The organism is Labrys wisconsinensis (assembly GCF_030814995.1).
Classification (GTDB): domain Bacteria; phylum Pseudomonadota; class Alphaproteobacteria; order Rhizobiales; family Labraceae; genus Labrys; species Labrys wisconsinensis.
This window is the reverse complement of sequence record NZ_JAUSVX010000003.1, coordinates 20,719-35,848: the sequence shown is the minus strand read 5'-3', so window position 1 is coordinate 35,848 and position 15,130 is coordinate 20,719. Positions and strand designations below refer to the sequence as shown.

The 15,130-nt window shown below is 68.5% G+C and carries 17 protein-coding genes; 4 read left to right on the top strand and 13 right to left on the bottom strand.

Features of this window, described 5'->3' with window-relative positions:
- Positions 1-91 precede the first annotated feature (91 nt).
- Positions 92-886: a dimethylarginine dimethylaminohydrolase family protein gene (locus tag QO011_RS10085; protein ID WP_307271090.1), complete on the top strand. Its 795-nt coding sequence runs from the start codon at positions 92-94 to the stop codon at positions 884-886.
- 121 nt (positions 887-1,007) lie between these two features.
- Here QO011_RS10085 and QO011_RS10080 read toward each other — a convergent pair whose 3' ends face one another.
- The 5 genes from QO011_RS10080 to QO011_RS10060 all read right to left on the bottom strand — a co-directional run bounded on the left by QO011_RS10080 (position 1,008) and on the right by QO011_RS10060 (position 5,675).
- Entirely contained in the window at positions 1,008-2,348 is a 1,341-nt protein-coding gene (locus QO011_RS10080) for a sugar ABC transporter substrate-binding protein (protein ID WP_307271087.1), read from the bottom strand.
- Positions 2,349-2,517: 169 nt separating this feature from the next.
- Positions 2,518-3,216 (bottom strand): ABC transporter permease, encoded by a 699-nt coding sequence (locus tag QO011_RS10075; RefSeq protein ID WP_307271084.1) that lies wholly within the window; start codon positions 3,214-3,216, stop codon positions 2,518-2,520.
- The gene (locus QO011_RS10070; protein ID WP_307271081.1) at positions 3,213-3,926 is read right to left on the bottom strand and encodes an ABC transporter permease; all 714 of its coding nucleotides are present in this window, start codon (positions 3,924-3,926) and stop codon (positions 3,213-3,215) included. The genes QO011_RS10075 and QO011_RS10070 overlap by 4 nt, the downstream gene beginning before the upstream one ends.
- Positions 3,927-4,042: 116 nt before the next feature.
- Positions 4,043-4,831 (bottom strand): transporter substrate-binding domain-containing protein, encoded by a 789-nt coding sequence (locus QO011_RS10065; protein ID WP_307271077.1) that lies wholly within the window; start codon positions 4,829-4,831, stop codon positions 4,043-4,045.
- A gap of 85 nt (positions 4,832-4,916) precedes the next feature.
- Positions 4,917-5,675, bottom strand: coding sequence for an ABC transporter ATP-binding protein (locus QO011_RS10060; RefSeq protein ID WP_370881945.1), 759 nt, complete (start codon positions 5,673-5,675; stop codon positions 4,917-4,919).
- A gap of 258 nt (positions 5,676-5,933) precedes the next feature.
- Here QO011_RS10060 and QO011_RS10055 point away from each other — a divergent pair, with 258 nt between their 5' ends.
- Both QO011_RS10055 and pssA read left to right on the top strand, forming a co-directional pair.
- Positions 5,934-6,632 carry a phosphatidylserine decarboxylase gene (locus QO011_RS10055; RefSeq protein WP_307271074.1) on the top strand — a complete coding sequence of 233 codons (699 nt, stop codon included), beginning with the start codon at positions 5,934-5,936 and terminating at the stop codon, positions 6,630-6,632.
- 15 nt (positions 6,633-6,647) lie between these two features.
- A complete protein-coding gene (gene pssA / locus QO011_RS10050) occupies positions 6,648-7,484 on the top strand; it encodes a CDP-diacylglycerol--serine O-phosphatidyltransferase (protein WP_307271071.1) in 837 nt (278 codons plus the stop codon).
- On the opposite strand, the gene QO011_RS10045 is transcribed toward pssA, so the two are convergent.
- The 7 genes from QO011_RS10045 to QO011_RS10015 all read right to left on the bottom strand — a co-directional run bounded on the left by QO011_RS10045 (position 7,477) and on the right by QO011_RS10015 (position 13,237).
- Positions 7,477-7,845, bottom strand: coding sequence for a hypothetical protein (locus QO011_RS10045; RefSeq protein ID WP_307271068.1), 369 nt, complete (start codon positions 7,843-7,845; stop codon positions 7,477-7,479). The two genes, pssA and QO011_RS10045, sit on opposite strands and share 8 nt — an antisense overlap.
- A gap of 103 nt (positions 7,846-7,948) precedes the next feature.
- The gene (locus QO011_RS10040) at positions 7,949-8,449 is read right to left on the bottom strand and encodes a DUF934 domain-containing protein (RefSeq protein WP_307271065.1); all 501 of its coding nucleotides are present in this window, start codon (positions 8,447-8,449) and stop codon (positions 7,949-7,951) included.
- A gap of 10 nt (positions 8,450-8,459) precedes the next feature.
- Positions 8,460-9,233 (bottom strand): phosphoadenylyl-sulfate reductase, encoded by a 774-nt coding sequence (locus QO011_RS10035; protein ID WP_307271063.1) that lies wholly within the window; start codon positions 9,231-9,233, stop codon positions 8,460-8,462.
- Positions 9,217-10,884: a nitrite/sulfite reductase gene (locus QO011_RS10030; RefSeq protein WP_307271060.1), complete on the bottom strand. Its 1,668-nt coding sequence runs from the start codon at positions 10,882-10,884 to the stop codon at positions 9,217-9,219. Before QO011_RS10030 ends, QO011_RS10035 begins: the two co-directional genes overlap by 17 nt.
- Positions 10,885-10,896: 12 nt before the next feature.
- Positions 10,897-11,196 carry a DUF2849 domain-containing protein gene (locus tag QO011_RS10025; RefSeq protein WP_307271057.1) on the bottom strand — a complete coding sequence of 100 codons (300 nt, stop codon included), beginning with the start codon at positions 11,194-11,196 and terminating at the stop codon, positions 10,897-10,899.
- 175 nt (positions 11,197-11,371) lie between these two features.
- A complete protein-coding gene (locus QO011_RS10020) occupies positions 11,372-12,412 on the bottom strand; it encodes an aldo/keto reductase (protein WP_307271054.1) in 1,041 nt (346 codons plus the stop codon).
- Positions 12,413-12,541: 129 nt separating this feature from the next.
- Positions 12,542-13,237: a GntR family transcriptional regulator gene (locus QO011_RS10015; RefSeq protein WP_307271052.1), complete on the bottom strand. Its 696-nt coding sequence runs from the start codon at positions 13,235-13,237 to the stop codon at positions 12,542-12,544.
- A gap of 82 nt (positions 13,238-13,319) precedes the next feature.
- Between QO011_RS10015 and QO011_RS10010 the strand changes: the two genes are divergently transcribed.
- Positions 13,320-14,852: a UxaA family hydrolase gene (locus tag QO011_RS10010; protein ID WP_307271049.1), complete on the top strand. Its 1,533-nt coding sequence runs from the start codon at positions 13,320-13,322 to the stop codon at positions 14,850-14,852.
- Here the strand turns inward: QO011_RS10010 and QO011_RS10005 are convergent.
- Positions 14,804-15,028 (bottom strand): hypothetical protein, encoded by a 225-nt coding sequence (locus QO011_RS10005; RefSeq protein WP_307271046.1) that lies wholly within the window; start codon positions 15,026-15,028, stop codon positions 14,804-14,806. The two genes, QO011_RS10010 and QO011_RS10005, sit on opposite strands and share 49 nt — an antisense overlap.
- Positions 15,029-15,130 lie beyond the last annotated feature (102 nt).

Here is a 15,130-nt window from a genome sequence, read left to right as displayed (position 1 = left end):
CGCAACCGTCCCCACGGCGCCCCTGCGGTCCCCCGTGACGCGATATGGCGCCGCATGCTATCGGCCGCAAGCCCGCTTCCGGAGATCCGCCATGGCCGCCCGTCCCGTGTTCGAATTCGACAATGCCATCGTGCGCGCCCCGGCGTCGTCGGTGGTGGACGGGCTCAGGGCGGTCGATCGCGGTGCGCCGACCCTGGCCGGCGTCCGGGCCGAGCACGAGGCCTATGTCGCCGCGCTCGAGGCGGCCGGAGTTTCCGTCCAGCGCCTGCCGGCCCTCGACGCCTTCGCCGATTCGATCTTCGTGGAAGATCCGGCGCTGGTCTTTCCCGAGGGCGCCATCGTGCTGCGGCCGGGCGCCGCGAGCCGCTTCGGCGAGGCGGCGGCGATCGCGCCGGTGCTGAGGAGCCGCTTTGCGACCGTCCTCGAGCTGCCCGGGCCGGGCTTCGCCGATGGCGGCGACGTGCTGGTGACGCCGTGTGCTGTCATGATCGGCCTGTCCGATCGGACCGACCGGATCGGCGCCGATGCCCTGGTCGCGCGGTTGGCCGAGCTCGGCCGCACCGGCGTGGTCGTCACCACGCCGCCGGGCGTGCTGCATTTCAAGTCGGACTGCGCGCTTCTCGACGAGGCGACGATGCTCGCCACCCGGCGGCTGGCGCAGTCCGGCGTGTTCGAGGGCTATCGGGTGCTGCTGACCCCGGACGGCGAGGAGGGGGCCGCCAACGCCCTGCGCGTCAACGATCGGGTGTTCCTCGGCGACGGCTTTCCCCGCACCCGGGCGCTGCTCGAGGCCGAGGGCTACCGGGTCGTGCCGCTCGCGACGTCCGAGATCGCCAGGATCGATGCCGGCCTGTCCTGCATGTCGCTGCGCTGGCGGGCCGCCTGAGACCGGGGCCGTCAGGCCGGCCTACCGGGCGAAGAACGTGTCGTCCGGGATGACGCCAAGCGGGATGGAGATCCGGTTGGCGTGATTGAATCAGGAGCTGGTCTGCGCCGCCTCCCCGATATCAGGCCCGCTTGTTCGGCGACGGCCCGAAGAACGGGATCTTGTAGTGTTCCTTGTAGTCCCGGGTGACGGCCTCCCATTCGCCGTTGCTCTTGGCCTCGACATAGGCCTTGGGATAGGTCCATCCGTCCGGCTTGGGGATTCCGGCCCATTCCGCATCGATGTCGAGGGGAAAGACCTCGGCCTGAGGATCCCAGTCCGTGGGGTGAAGGACTTTCGACAGGAGGCGATAGTCGAAGGGTTCGACGCCGTTGTTGTCGACATAGCGCTCCAGGTAGGTGGCGACATTATCCTTCGTCGTCGTGACCGAGCGCCAGTAGAGCAGCCGCTCGGAGGCGCGCGGCTTCCAGCCGTGAGTGACGTCGAACAGGCGGGCGGTGAAATGCGCCCCGAAATAGGCCGGGCTGTTGGCGCTGGTCGCCAGCTGCTGTCCCTTCTTGATGGCCGTCGCTCCTTCGGTGGTGCCGTCCGCTCCGACCACCAGCACATCCTTGCCGGCCTGGAGGCCCGCTGCCCGCAGCGCCGCGATGACGCCCTGCGCCACGTCGTCGTTCTGGGCGACGACGCCGACGACGGACTTGTGGCGAGACAGCAGGTCCTCGGTTGCCTTGAGCGAATCCTCGCGATTGAAGTTGCCGGGAAGCTCGCCGACCAGCCGGGTCTTCGGAAAATCCTTGAAGGCGGCGTCGCGGCCGCGGCTGCGCACGGTGTCGGTGGAGAAGCCGGGCACGCCGGTGACGCCGATGATGTCGCCGCCGCCGAACTGCTCCGTCACCGCCTTCAGCAGCTCGGTCGTGACGCCGCGATGGGCGGAGAACTCCTCGGGCACCGCGTAGAGCGTGTAGTACTCGCTGGCGTCGAAGGGCGTGAACCAGGGCAGGGTGGCCCAGACATTGGCGAAGTAGACATTGTTCTGCTCGGCAAGCTGCGCCACGCGCTTCAGCGCGCTGCCGTCGGAGGCGTGCAGGATCAGGGTCTGCGTGCCGGCGGCCACCTGCTGCTCGAACTGGTTGAGCTGGCGCTGGCTGTCGAACTGCCCGTCGAGCAGCGTATAGGTGAGGCCGAGGGCCTTGCTGGCCGCCTCGATCGCCTTGCCGGCCTGGACCATGTATTCGACCCGGGTGGTCCAGGCGAGATAGGCGAGCTTGCCGCCGGGATCGGCGACGGCGACAGAGGGCAGGCCCAGCGCACCGGCTGCGGCGGTCGCCGCGACGCCCGCGGACGCGATCGACAGGAAGTCGCGCCGGGAGACGCCGCGGCTGTCGAGCCGGTCCATGTGGCGGTCGATCACCGATCGGCGGGTGAAGTCGGGCAGGTGGCGCGGATCGGGGCTGATCGGCATCGTCGCTCTTCCTTTGCGGTCTTCCCTTGTGATTCCCGGAATGCCGGGGAGGTTGGACGCTAAGGTCAAAAACATATTTAGTCCATATATTTTATATATTATAGGGCGTCCAAAATGCTTCGTACGGCGGTATCCCGCCGCGGGCGCCGAACCACGAGGCGTCGAAGCGCTACGCCGCCCGATAGGCCCGGGCGTAGCGGCGCTCCAGCCGGCGGAAGCCGTATTCGATGACCATGGTGATGAGATAGTAGATCACGGCGGCCAGCAGCAGCGGCTCGTAGACGCGGTAGGTCTGCGCCTTGACCACGCCGGCCGCGCCGAGGACGTCGACGATGGTGACCACCGATCCGAGCGCCGTCGCCTTCAGCAGGAGCACCGTCTCGCCGGCCAGCGTCGGCAGGATCGACTGCAGGGCACGCGGCAGCCAGACCCGGCGCAGCAGCGGCCAGCCGTGGAAGCCGTAGGCCCGCGCCGCCTCGATCTCGCCGCGGGGCACCGCCAGGAGCGCACCGCGGATGATCTCGCCGACATAGGCGCCGGTGGAGATGGTCAGCGCCACCACCACGTACCAGAAGGCATCGCGCAGATAGGGGAAGACGAAGCTCTGCCGGATCCAGGGGGTGCGGCCGAAGACGTCGCCGAGGCCGTAGTAGATCACGTAGATCTGCACCAGCAGCGGCGTGCCGCGGATCACCGAGGTGACGGCGAGGCAGGGGCCGTTCACCAGCGGATTCCTGGAGATACGGCCGAGGCCCAGCAGGACCGCCAGGGGAAAGCCCAGCAGCGCGGACCAGAACAGCAGGAGGATGGTGATCACCGTCCCCCAGACGAAATAATGGCCGTAGACTTCGAGCCAGGCGAAGGTCATGCGCTCCTCGGCATCCAGCGGCCGATCCGGGCTTCGATCATCCGGATGCCGATATTCGACAGGAGCGTGATCGCGTAGTAGAGCGCCGCCGCCACGAGATAGAAGCCGAGATAATATTTCGTGCCCCCCGCCGCCTGGCGCGCGGTGAACAGGAGCTCGCTCGTGCCCACCACGCTGATCAGGGCCGAATCCTTCAGGATCACCATCCACAGATTGGCCAGGCCCGGCAGCGCATAGGGGATGATGGCGGGCACGGTGACGCGCCGGAACAGGCTGAGGCCGTGGAACCCATAGGCGCGGGCGGCCTCGGTCTGGCCCCTCGGGATGGCCAGCACGGAGCCGCGCAGGATCTCCGAAGCATAGGCGCCCTGCACCAGCCCGAGCACGACGGTGGCGGCAGCGAAGCCGGAAATGCCGACGTCGCCGAAGCCGAGCAGGGCCAGCAACGCGTTGAGCAGCGACTGGCCGGCATAGTAGAGCAGCAGGATCAGGAGGAGGTCCGGCACCGAGCGGCAGATCGTGGTGTAGCCGCGGGCGAGCGCCGCGAGCCAGGCCGGCCCCTGCATCTTGGCCCAGGCGGCGGCGCCGCCGACCAGGATGCCGATCGGAAAGGCGATGGCGGAAATCTCGATCGTGACGAGCGCGCCGCCGACCAGAGCCCTGCTCCAGCCGGTGTCGCCCCAGGCGAGCAGGTCGAGGAATGTGGCCATGGGCGGGGACTGTCCTTGCCTCGCGGGTCAGCCGACCGGGGCCCGTTCCCCGCCGAGGGGAACGGGAGGGGCGTCAGGTGTGGTTGCGAGCGCGCATGGCGCCGGCGCGGCCGGGCTCAGCTCTTGGGCGGCGTGCCGATGTCGTACTTGAAGTACTTCTTCTCGATCGTCTCGTACTCGCCGCTCTTGTAGACGGCGGCGATGGCCGCATCGATCTTGGCCTTGAGCTCGGTGTCCTCCTTGCGCAGGCCTGCGCCGACGCCGGTGCCGAAGATCGGGTCGTTCTTGTCGGCATAGCCCTTGGTCTCGCAGCACTTGCCGGCATCGGAGTCGAGGAAGGCGTCGAGCGCGGCCGAGTCCGCCAGGGCGACGTCGATGCGCCCGGCCGCCAGGTCCGAGTTGGCCTCGTCCTGGGTCTGGTAGGTTTTGACGGTCGAGCCGGCGCCGTAATATTTGTTGGCGTAATCGAGATGGATCGTGCCGATCTGCACGCCGATCGTCTTGCCCTTCAGGCCCTCCGGCGTCAGCGTGAGCTGGGTGGACTTGTCGGCGATCCAGGCCGGCGGCGTGTTGTAGTAGGGAATCGAGAAGGCGATGGTCTTCGAGCGCTCGTCGGTGATCGACATCGAGGCGAAGATCACGTCGATCTTCTTGGCCAGGAGGGCGGGGATGATGCCGTCCCAGGCCGTCTCGACGATCTCGCAATCCATGCTGCCGGCCTTGCAGATCGCCTTGGCGAGGTCGACCTCGAAGCCTTCCCACACGCCGGCGGCGTTCTTGGAGGCGAAGGGCGGATAGGGCTCGGCCGCGACGCTGAACTTCAGCGAAGCTGCCGTGGCCGGACCGAAGGCGGCGCCGATGAGGATGGCCGCGGCGGCCAGTGTCGTCCTGTTGAAAATGCCCATCACGTTGGTCCTGCTGGTTGGTTGGGTCGTCGTTGTTTCTCGTTGGGTCCGTCCCCCGCGCGTCCGAGCCCGGGCGCGGACGGCCTCAATGCTTGCGTGCGTTGACGAACTGGCGGCAACGCTCGCTGTCGGGCGTGCCGAACACTTTCTGGGGCGGTCCTTCCTCCTCGATCTGTCCCTGGTGCAGAAAGGCGACATGGTTGGCGACGTCGCGGGCGAAAGCCATCTCATGGGTGACGAGGATCATGGTGCGTCCTTCCGCGGCGATGTCGCGGATCACCTTCAGCACCTCGCCGACCAGCTCGGGATCGAGCGCGGAGGTCGGCTCGTCGAACAGCATGACCTGCGGCCGCAGCGCCAGGGCGCGGGCGATGGCGGCGCGTTGCTGCTGGCCGCCGGAGAGAAAGGCGGGGTAGACGTCCTTCTTGGCGTAGAGGCCGACCTTGTGCAGCAGGGCCTCCGCCCGCTCGGTCGCCTCGGCCTTCGGCTCCTTCAGCACGTGCACCGGCGCCTCGATGACATTCTCGATCACCGTGCGGTGGGCCCAGAGGTTGAAGCTCTGGAACACCATGCCGAGGCGGGCGCGCACGCGCTGCAGCTGGTGGGCGTCGGCGACCGCCATCTGACCGCCCGCGGCCGGCTTCAGCCGAATCTCCTCGCCGCTGATCACCACCCGCCCGGAGGTCGGCACTTCCAGCATGTTGGTGCAGCGCAGCAGCGTGCTCTTGCCCGAGCCGGAGGCGCCGATCAGGGCGACGACGTCGCCCTCGCGAGCCGTCAGCGACACGCCCTTGAGCACCTCGAGCAGGCCGAAGCTCTTGTGGATCGCCTCCAGGCGCACCACTTCCGTCCGCGTCGATACGTCGCCTGCGGTTCCATCCGGCACTCGCACACCCCTGCTGGTTTTGTTGTTGCCTAGGACTTTAGCACCCTCCGCGGGTTGCACAAGCGGCGAGCAGGCATACCGGCGCGGTCGCTTCCCATCGCCGATAACGGGGGGAAGGGCTGTCGCGATTGCGGTGATTTCCGCTCCCGAGCGCCCGCTCTGGTCATCGCCCCGGGTTTCGGCTACCCATCCCTCGACCTCAACCCGGAAGGCCCGATGTCCGTCGTCTCGTCGATCCGCAATGTGCTCGTCCCGATCAACCGGGAGGGCTATCCGTTTCTGGCGGTCGCGGCCGTGCTTCTCCTCGTCGGCACCTGGATCGCCGGCTGGCTGTTCTGGCCGTTCCTGATTCTCCTCGCCTGGGTCGCCTATTTCTTCCGCGACCCGCCGCGCGTCACCCCGGTGCGCGAGGGCCTGGTGGTGTCGCCGGCGGACGGCGTCGTCAGCCAGATCGCCAATGCCCTGCCGCCGCCCGAGCTCGGCCTGGCGGACCGGCCGCTGCTGCGCGTCTCGGTGTTCATGAACGTGTTCGACTGCCACGTGAACCGCAGCCCGGTCGGCGGCACGATCACCAGGATCGCCTACAAGCCCGGCAAGTTCCTCAACGCCGATCTCGACAAGGCGAGCGAGGACAACGAGCGCAACGGCTTCATCATCGAGAACGAGGGCGCGCGCTACGGCGTGGTGCAGATCGCCGGCCTGGTGGCGCGGCGCATCGTGGTCTGGTCGCGCGAGGGCGAGCATGTCTCGGCCGGCGACCGGATCGGCATGATCCGCTTCGGCTCGCGGGTCGACGTGTATCTTCCCGAAGGTGTGCGGCCGCTGGTCGGCGTCGGCCAGAAGGCCGTGGCCGGCGAGACCATCCTCGCCGACGCCAAGGCGATCATGCCGCAGCTGACCCACAGGGTCGGCTGAGCCGGGAGGATCGGCATGGACCCCCTGTTCCCGTCCTTCGAGCCCGAGGAGCCGCGCGGCCGGGGGCGGCGCTTCCGGGCCATCCCGCTCCGCATCCTGATCCCCAACCTGGTGACGCTGCTGGCGCTGTGCGCCGGCATGACCGCGATCCGGCTGGCGATCGAGGGGCGGCTCGAGCTTGCGGTCGGCTGCATCGTCGCGGCCGCCTTCCTCGACGGCATCGACGGGCGGCTCGCCCGCTACCTCCAGGGCACGTCGCGTTTCGGTGCCGAGCTCGATTCCCTCGCCGACTTCGTCAATTTCGGCGTGGTGCCGGCGATCGTCCTGTATTTCTGGGGGCTGCACGACCTGCGGTCCCTCGGCTGGATCGCCGTGCTGGTCTTCGCCATGTGCATGGTGCTGCGGCTGGCCCGCTTCAACGTCATGCTGACCGATCCCAACCGGCCGCCGTTCCAGTCGAATTTCTTCGTCGGCATGCCGGCGCCGGCCGGCGCGCTGTCGGTGCTGCTGCCGATCTATCTCGACTTTCTCGGCCTGCGCCATGCGCCGGCCATGGCGCCGGTCGAGCTGCTCTACGTGCTGCTGATCGCCTTCCTGACGGCATCGCGCGTGCCCACGTTCTCCGGCAAGAAGCTCGGCGCGCGGGTATCGCGCGAATGGGTGCTGCCGCTGTTCGTCCTGGCGGTGGCGCTGGTGCTCTTGTTGATCTTCTACACCTGGGAGACGCTGACGGCGCTGGTCGTCCTCTACCTCGCCGCCATCCCGCTCGGCGTGCGCCACTATCGCCGGCTGGAGCGCCAGCACAAGGAGGCGGCGGCCGGCGTGCCGCCGGAGCCGGACCAGGCTATTTGAGCGAGAGCCGCCGGGCGTTGGCGCGTGCGCGCCGTCGTGCCGGCCCCGCAGCCGCCACGGCGATGGTGAGGAAGCCGGCGGCCATGTCGGCGGCATTGGCTTGACCCAGGGCGGCGAGCGTCATGAGCGCGCCGGTCTCGCGCGAGGCGGCGATCGAGCCCTCGACCGCGGCGGCGACCTTCTCGGTGACCATGCGCTGGGCTTCGAGGATCGCGTCGGCGTGAGGCCAGAACGGGATCGCCATCAGCATCGGCAGGCGATGCCCGATGGTGACGGCGCTCGCATGACCGATCTCCACGGCGGAGGTCGCGGCCTCGACGAACAGGGCCGGGAGGGGCTTCGAGGTCCGACGCTTCACCATCCCACTTACATCGGCCTGCGACGACGCGACGGCAAGCCCGGAATCGCTCCGGCCTGAACAAATTTTCCGAAAGCTCTACAAATGTGCCGGCACACGGCCGGCGTCACGCTCGCCGGCGCCAGGGCCGCAGCGCATTGCCGGTCGCTCCGTCCCGGCCGGTCGGCTGGTAGAGCTCGTGCGCGCCGGGCACGCGGCCGGCACGCAGGGCCGCGAGCGTCGGCTCGTTGACGATGTCGAGGGAATCGAAGCCGCAACGGCGCATATAGGCGATGCGGTCGAACAGGATGTCGCCGACGGCACGCAATTCACCTTGGAAGCCCCAGCGCTCGCGGGCGAGGCGCGCCAGCGAGAAGGCGCGTCCGTCGGCGAATTTCGGGAAGGCGAGCACGAGCAGCGCCAGGCGCGGCAGGTCGTTGGCGATCGCCTCGATCCGGTCCGAAGGCTGCAGCAGCACGCCGAGCGGCGTGTTGCGGGCGAGCAAGGCCTCGCGCTCGGCCAGGAAGCGATGCAGCGAGACGATCACCGCGCCGTCCGGCAGCGCCGCGTCGTCCGCCACCGTCGCATAGGCGTCGTCGGCGAAGCTGCCATTTTGCCAGAGAGCCACGATCGTCTCCTTAAATGCCGCTGCCCAGGCGCTCGATCGGCTGCTTGTGGATGCCGCACTCGACCTTGCTGCTGCCGCGCCAGCGTCCGGCGCGGGCGTCCTCGCCCGCCCTGACGCGGGTGGTGCAGGGGGCGCAGCCGATCGAGGGATAGCCGTCGGCCACCAGCGGATGCGGCGGCAGATCATGCGCGGTGAGGTAGGCGTTGACGTCGCGCGAGGACCAGTCGGCCAGCGGGTTGACCTTGACGCGGCCGGCCTCGGCCTCGAACGGGGCGAGCTGGGTCCGGGTCGAGGCCTGATGGCGCTTGCGGCCGGTGATCCAGGCGTCATAGGGGCTCAGCGCCTCGTCCAGCGGCTCCACCTTGCGGATCCAGCAGCACAGGTCCGGCTGGCTGTAGGACAGGAGCTTGTCCGGATCCTCCTGCGCCAGGCGCCAGGCATGGGGCCTGGCGGTCTGGATGTTGGTCAGGCCGAGCCGACGCGCCAGCTCGTTGCGGTAGAGGATCGTCTGGGCGAACAGGCGACCGGTATCCAGGAAGATCACCGGGGTGGACTGGTCGATCTCAGCCACCATGTGCAGCAGCACGGCCGATTCCGCTCCGAAGCTGGAGACGAGCGCGATCCGCCCCCTGTAGAGCTCCATCGCCGCGCGCAGCAGCGTCGCCGGATCGGCGTCGGCATATTGGGCCGAGAGGGCGATGGCTCGTGCCTCCGGCTCCTCTGCCGGCGCCGGCCCGGCCTGCGGGGCGTCCAGCACGATGTCGAACTCAGGCGCGCTGTCCATAGAGGGCCTCCTTGAACGGCGCGAGGCCGACGCGGCGAACGGCTTCCAGGAACGTCTCCTCCCGCGACTGGCGCAGGCCGAGATAGGTGTCGACCACCGTCTCCACCGCATCGACGATGCCGTCGTAGGAAAAGCCGGGACCGACGAGCGCGCCGATGGAGCAGTCCTCGCGGGCCGATCCCCCGAGCGTGATCTGGTAGTTCTCCACGCCCTTGCGGTCGACGCCGAGAATGCCGATCGCGCCGACATGGTGATGGCCGCAGGCATTGATGCAGCCGGAGATCTTGATCGGCAGATGGCCGATCTCAGCCTGGCGCTCGGGGGCGCCGAAGCGCTCGGACAGGCGCTGGGCGATCGGGATCGCCCGCGCATTGGCGAGCGAGCAATAGTCGAGGCCAGGGCAGGCGATGATGTCGGTGACCAGGCCTTCGTTGGCGGTGCCGAGGCCGGCGGACGCCAGTGCCGCGTGCAGCGCCGGCAGGTCGTCCAGCCGGACATGCGGCAGGATCAGGTTCTGCAGGTGGCTGACGCGGATCTCGCCGAGGGAATAGCGGTCGGCGAGGTCGGCGACGAGCTCCATCTGCTCGGAGGTGGCGTCGCCCGGAATGCCGCCGATCGGCTTCAGGGAGATGGTGGCGATGCCGTAGCCCGGCACCTTGTGGGCGGTGACGTTGACCGCGGCCCAGGCGGCGAAGGCCGGGTCCGAGGCCTTGGCCGCGTCGAAGACCGGCGAGGACGCGACGGTATCGAACGGCCCGGCGATGAAATAGCGCTTCATGTCCTCGACGGATTCGCGCGTCAGCTTGAGCGCGCCGTCGCGGATCGCCGCGAACTCCGCCTCGATCTCGCTCTGGATCGCCTCGAAGCCCTTCTCGTGCACGAGGATCTTGATGCGCGCCTTGTACTTGTTGTCGCGCCGCCCCTCGAGGTTGTACACGCGCATGATCGCCTCGGTATAGGTGAGGAGATCCGCTTCGGGCAGAAAGTCGCGCACCGCCTTGCCGATCATCGGCGTGCGGCCCTGGCCGCCGCCGACGAAGACGCGGAAGCCGAGCTCGCCGGCGTCATTGCGGACGATCTGGTAGCCGATGTCGTGCACCTGGATCGCGGCGCGGTCCTGCGGCGCGCCCGTGATGGCGACCTTGAACTTGCGCGGCAGGTAGGAGAGCTCGGGATGGGCGGTCGACCATTGCCGCATGATCTCGGCATAGACCCTGGGGTCGGCGATCTCATCGGCGGCGGCGCCGGCGAAATGGTCCGCCGTGACGTTGCGCATGCAGTTGCCCGAGGTCTGGATGGCATGCATCTCGACCTCGGCCAGCGCTTCCAGCACGTCCGGGACGTCCTTCAGCGCCACCCAGTTGAACTGCAGGTTCTGGCGGGTGGTGAAATGGCCGTAATTGCGGTCCCAGCGGCGGCCGATCATGGCGAGCTGGCGCAGCTGGCGGGAGGAGAGCGTGCCGTAGGGAATGGCGATCCGCAGCATGTAGGCGTGCAGTTGCAGGTAGACGCCGTTCATCAGGCGCAGCGACTTGAACTCGTCCTCGGTGATCTCGCCGCTGAGGCGGCGCGCCACCTGGTCGCGGAACTCGGCGACGCGGGCCTGGACGAAGGCGGCGTCGAATTCGTCATAGCGATAGAGCGCACCCATCGGACCCGCCTCTCACTCGGCTGCCTGGAGCAGGGCCTGCGGCATATAGGCGATGGTCGGCCCGAAGGCCCGGATCGCCTCGCGCAGCCGCGCCGGGCGGGGCGAGGGGCCCGAGCCGTCGACCTCGATCACATAGGGATCGACGATCAGGTTGTTCTCGCCGTCGAGCCTGGCGGCCTCCAGCGCCGGTCCCGCCGCCGTTTCGCTCTCGGCCAGGAACGCCTCGTCGAGAGCGAGCGTCCAGGCGCCGGCGACGGTGCGGAAGACCACGCGGCCATCTCCCAGGCGGTTTGCAGTGACGGCGTGGAGCATCTGTCGAAACCCAGTTTGGAATTGATCCGTGATATCGGTGTTCACGTTCGTTTTGTCAATTAGAACAAATAACGCAATGCATATGTTATTTACACGGGAAACATAGATCTACCAATCCGGTAGATCGCATGCGGGCCGCTCCGGCGCGCCCGATCGCGGCCTGCTGCCGCAGCGATCAGGCCGGCACCGGGGCGTCCTCGCGCAAGAGGCGCTCGGCCTTGAGCTCCTCCCACAGCGCCTGCGGGATCTGTGCGCCCATGATCTCGGCATTGCGCGTCACCTCGTGCGCCGCCTGGCCGCCGGGGATGACCGACACCACGTTGGGATGGCCGAGCGGGAACCGCAAGGCCGCCTCGGCCAGGCGGACCTTGTGGCTGGCGCAGATCTGTTCGATGCGGGCGACGCGGTCGAGGATATGCGCCGGCGCGGGCTCGTAATTGTAGAAGGCGCCGGGCCGCGGGCCGCTGGCGAGGATGCCCGAATTGTACGGCCCGCCCAGGACGACGCCGATGCCGCGCTCGACGCACAGCGGCAGGAACGAGGTCAGCGCCTCCTGCTCCAGGAGGGTGTAGCGGCCGGCCAGCAGGAACAGGTCGAAATCGCCGGCGCGGGCCAGCGTCTCGGCGACCTGCCATTCGTTGATGCCGGCGCCGATCGCCTTGACCAGGCCCTCGCCGCGCAGCTTCTCCAGCGCCCTGTAGCCGCCGTCCATCAGCTCGGCGATGCGCCGGTCCGACGCTTCCTTCGAGCCGTGGGTGAAGATGTCGACGTCATGGGCGTAGAGGATGTCGATCGCATCGACCCCGAGGCGCTCCAGCGAGAACTCCACCGAGCGCATCACCCCGTCATAGGAATAGTCGAACACTTCCCGGCGCGAGGGCGTGTCGAAGAACTTGCCGATGCCGGTGCGTTCCTCGGGCCGGCAGAGCCGGAGCAGGCGCCCGACCTTCGTCGACAGGACGACCTCCTGGCGCGGCTTGCCGCGCAGGAAGCGGTTGAGGCGGGTCTCGGCCAGGCCCAGGCCGTAGAGCGGCGCCGTGTCGAAGTAACGGCAGCCCACGTCCCAGGCGGCGGTGAGGGTGAGGTCCGCCGTCTCCTCGCTCACCGCCCTGTAGAGATTGGCGACGGGGGCCGAGCCGAAGCCGAGCACGGTGAAGTCGAGCCGCGCGCCGAGGCGAGAGGTGAAGGCGCGCGTGCCGAAGGATCGGGCGGTCATGCTGGTCCCCTGTGGTGGTGGTCGATAGCTAAGCGTTTTGCGATTTGGCGGACTCGCCAGGCATCGCAAAGACGCGTCGAAACAAAGAGTTGGAGCAAAGCAGCGTTTCCGTCCAAACGCGCTTTGCTCTTAGAGATCTTCGAACAGGCCGGGCTTGGTCGAGGCCACGGCGATGAGCTCGGTGATGACGGCGTCGAGATGCGTCTCCATCGCCTGGCCCGCGGCCCTGGCATCCCGGGCCAGCAGCGCGGCGACGACGGCCTCGTGCTCGGCGAGCGTCATGGCGATGCGCCGCGACGAGGTCAGCAGCCGCCGCACGCGCTCCAGGCTCGCCCGGGCGGACTCGACGATGGTCCTGACCCGGCCATAGGCGAGCGCGTCGAGCAGGATCTGGTGGAACTCCAGGTCGAGCGCATGGAAGCCGCGCCGGTCCTCCGCCTCGACCGCGGTGCGCTGGTAGCGCATGTTGCGCTCGAGCGCGGCGACCAGCGCCGGCGCCGGGGCGCGGGCGAGCATGCGCACCGTCTCGGCCTCCAGAGCGCGGCGGATGAAGATGCTCTGGCGCACGTCGGCGATGCGGATGCGGGTGACGCGCGTGCCCCGCTGGGGCAGGATCTCCACCAGCCCTTCGGCCTGCAGCCGCCCCAGCGCCTCGGAGACCGGGAAGCGGGACACGCCCAGCCGGTCGCAGATCGCCTGCTTGTCGAGCGAGGCGCCCGGCGCCAGCTCCGAATCGACGATCGCCTCGCGCAGCACGGCCTGGACGCGCTCGGTGGTGCCGCCGCGACTGGTCAGACCGAGAGGGGACAGGAATTCGTAACTCAAGGCTTTCTTGTCCTGGCCAGACATAGTAACATGTTAGTCAGTTTGAGCGAGCTGTCAAAGCACGCGCCCCAGGATTGACATCATGACCATCGTTCCCCGCATGCCCCGCACCCTGCGCCTCAACCCGCGGGACAATGTCGTGGTGGCCGTCGACGTGATCGACCAGGGATCGCCGCTGCCCGACGGCGTCGTCGCCACGGCCCGCGTGCCCAAGGGCCACAAGATGGCGGTGGCGCCGATCGCAGAAGGGGCGCCGGTGGTCAAGTTCGGGCAGATCATCGGCTTTGCCTCCGAGCCGATCGCGCCGGGCGCCCATGTCCACAGCCACAACTGCGTGTTCCACGCCTTCGACCGCGATTACGCCATCGGCCAGGATGCCCGCGCGGAGGACATCCTGCCGCTGGAGAAGCAGGCGACGTTCCAGGGCTATCGCCGGCCGAACGGCTCGGCCGGCACGCGCAATTACGTGGCGATCCTGACCAGCGTCAACTGCTCGGCCTCTGTCGCCCGCTTCATGGCGGATGCCTTCAACCAGTCGGACATCCTCAAGGAATTCCCGAACGTCGACGGCGTCGTGCCCTTCGTGCACGGCACCGGCTGCGGCATGGCGGCCAAGGGCGAAGGGTTCGAGATGGTGAAGCGGACCCAGTGGGGCTATGCCACCAATCCGAATGTCGGCGCCGTGCTGCTGGTCGGGCTCGGCTGCGAGGTGTTCCAGATCGGCCGGATGAAGGACGAGTACCGCATCGTCGAGGGCGATCATTTCCAGACCATGACCATCCAGGACACCGGCGGCACCCGCAAGACGATCGAGGCCGGGGTCGAGCGCATCAAGGCCATGCTGCCGCTGGTCAATCAGGTCAAGCGCGAGACCATCCCGGCTTCCGAGCTGATCCTGGCGCTGCAGTGCGGCGGCTCTGACGGCTATTCCGGCATCACCGCCAATCCGGCGCTCGGGGCGGCGGCCGATCTCCTCGTGCATCACGGCGGCACGGCCATCCTGTCGGAGACGCCGGAGATCTACGGCGCCGAGCATCTCCTGACCCGCCGTGCCCGTGACCGGGCCGTGGCGGAGAAGCTGATCGAGCGCATCAAGTGGTGGGAGGCCTACACCGCCAGGAACGACGGCTCGATGGACAACAATCCTTCCCCCGGCAACAAGGCCGGCGGCCTCACCACCATCCTGGAGAAATCCCTCGGCGCCGCCGCCAAGGGCGGCACGACCACGCTCAACGCGGTCTACGAATATGCCGAGCAGGTGCGGGAGAAGGGCTTCGTCTTCATGGACACGCCCGGCTACGACCCGGTCTCGGCCACCGGCCAGGTGGCGGGCGGGGCCAATATCCTCTGCTTCACCACCGGCCGCGGCTCGGCCTATGGCTGCAAGCCGACGCCCTCGATCAAGCTCGCCACCAATTCCGACATGTATCGCCGCATGGAGGAGGACATGGACATCAATTGCGGCGACGTGCTGGACGGGGTGTCGATCCAGGACAAGGGCGCCGAGATTTTCGAGAAGATCCTGGCGGTCGCCTCGGGCGAGCCCTCCAAGTCCGAGGCGCTCGGCTACGGCACCAACGAGTTCGTGCCCTGGCAGGTCGGCGCCACGATGTGAGCGCCGCGCTCGACGAGAGCGCCGGGCGCCCCGGGCGACGGGCGCTCGCGGGGTGTCGACGTATCCTCGAGGCAGCCGGCACCGCCGCAATGCCGGCAGGCCAGCTCGGGAAAGAGCTCGTCGCCCGCGGCCAGCATGCCGCTGCCGAAGCAGGCGGCGCATTCGTACTCGGTCATCGTCCGGCTCCGCGGTCCTGAACCCGGCCGCGCGAGGCAGCCGGCTACCGCAGATGGTCCAGAATGCGACCCGCGGGCTGTGCCATAGGGCACAGCGGTCTG

Coding starts and splice junctions, on each gene's coding strand:
- QO011_RS10085 (WP_307271090.1), top strand. CDS start 92: ATGGCCGCCCGTCCCGTGTTCGAATTCGACAATGCCATCGTGCGCGCC.
- QO011_RS10080 (WP_307271087.1), bottom strand. CDS start 2,348: ATGCCGATCAGCCCCGATCCGCGCCACCTGCCCGACTTCACCCGCCGA.
- QO011_RS10075 (WP_307271084.1), bottom strand. CDS start 3,216: ATGACCTTCGCCTGGCTCGAAGTCTACGGCCATTATTTCGTCTGGGGG.
- QO011_RS10070 (WP_307271081.1), bottom strand. CDS start 3,926: ATGGCCACATTCCTCGACCTGCTCGCCTGGGGCGACACCGGCTGGAGC.
- QO011_RS10065 (WP_307271077.1), bottom strand. CDS start 4,831: ATGGGCATTTTCAACAGGACGACACTGGCCGCCGCGGCCATCCTCATC.
- QO011_RS10055 (WP_307271074.1), top strand. CDS start 5,934: ATGTCCGTCGTCTCGTCGATCCGCAATGTGCTCGTCCCGATCAACCGG.
- pssA (WP_307271071.1), top strand. CDS start 6,648: ATGGACCCCCTGTTCCCGTCCTTCGAGCCCGAGGAGCCGCGCGGCCGG.
- QO011_RS10045 (WP_307271068.1), bottom strand. CDS start 7,845: ATGGTGAAGCGTCGGACCTCGAAGCCCCTCCCGGCCCTGTTCGTCGAG.
- QO011_RS10035 (WP_307271063.1), bottom strand. CDS start 9,233: ATGGACAGCGCGCCTGAGTTCGACATCGTGCTGGACGCCCCGCAGGCC.
- QO011_RS10030 (WP_307271060.1), bottom strand. CDS start 10,884: ATGGGTGCGCTCTATCGCTATGACGAATTCGACGCCGCCTTCGTCCAG.
- QO011_RS10025 (WP_307271057.1), bottom strand. CDS start 11,196: ATGCTCCACGCCGTCACTGCAAACCGCCTGGGAGATGGCCGCGTGGTC.
- QO011_RS10020 (WP_307271054.1), bottom strand. CDS start 12,412: ATGACCGCCCGATCCTTCGGCACGCGCGCCTTCACCTCTCGCCTCGGC.
- QO011_RS10010 (WP_307271049.1), top strand. CDS start 13,320: ATGACCATCGTTCCCCGCATGCCCCGCACCCTGCGCCTCAACCCGCGG.
- QO011_RS10005 (WP_307271046.1), bottom strand. CDS start 15,028: ATGACCGAGTACGAATGCGCCGCCTGCTTCGGCAGCGGCATGCTGGCC.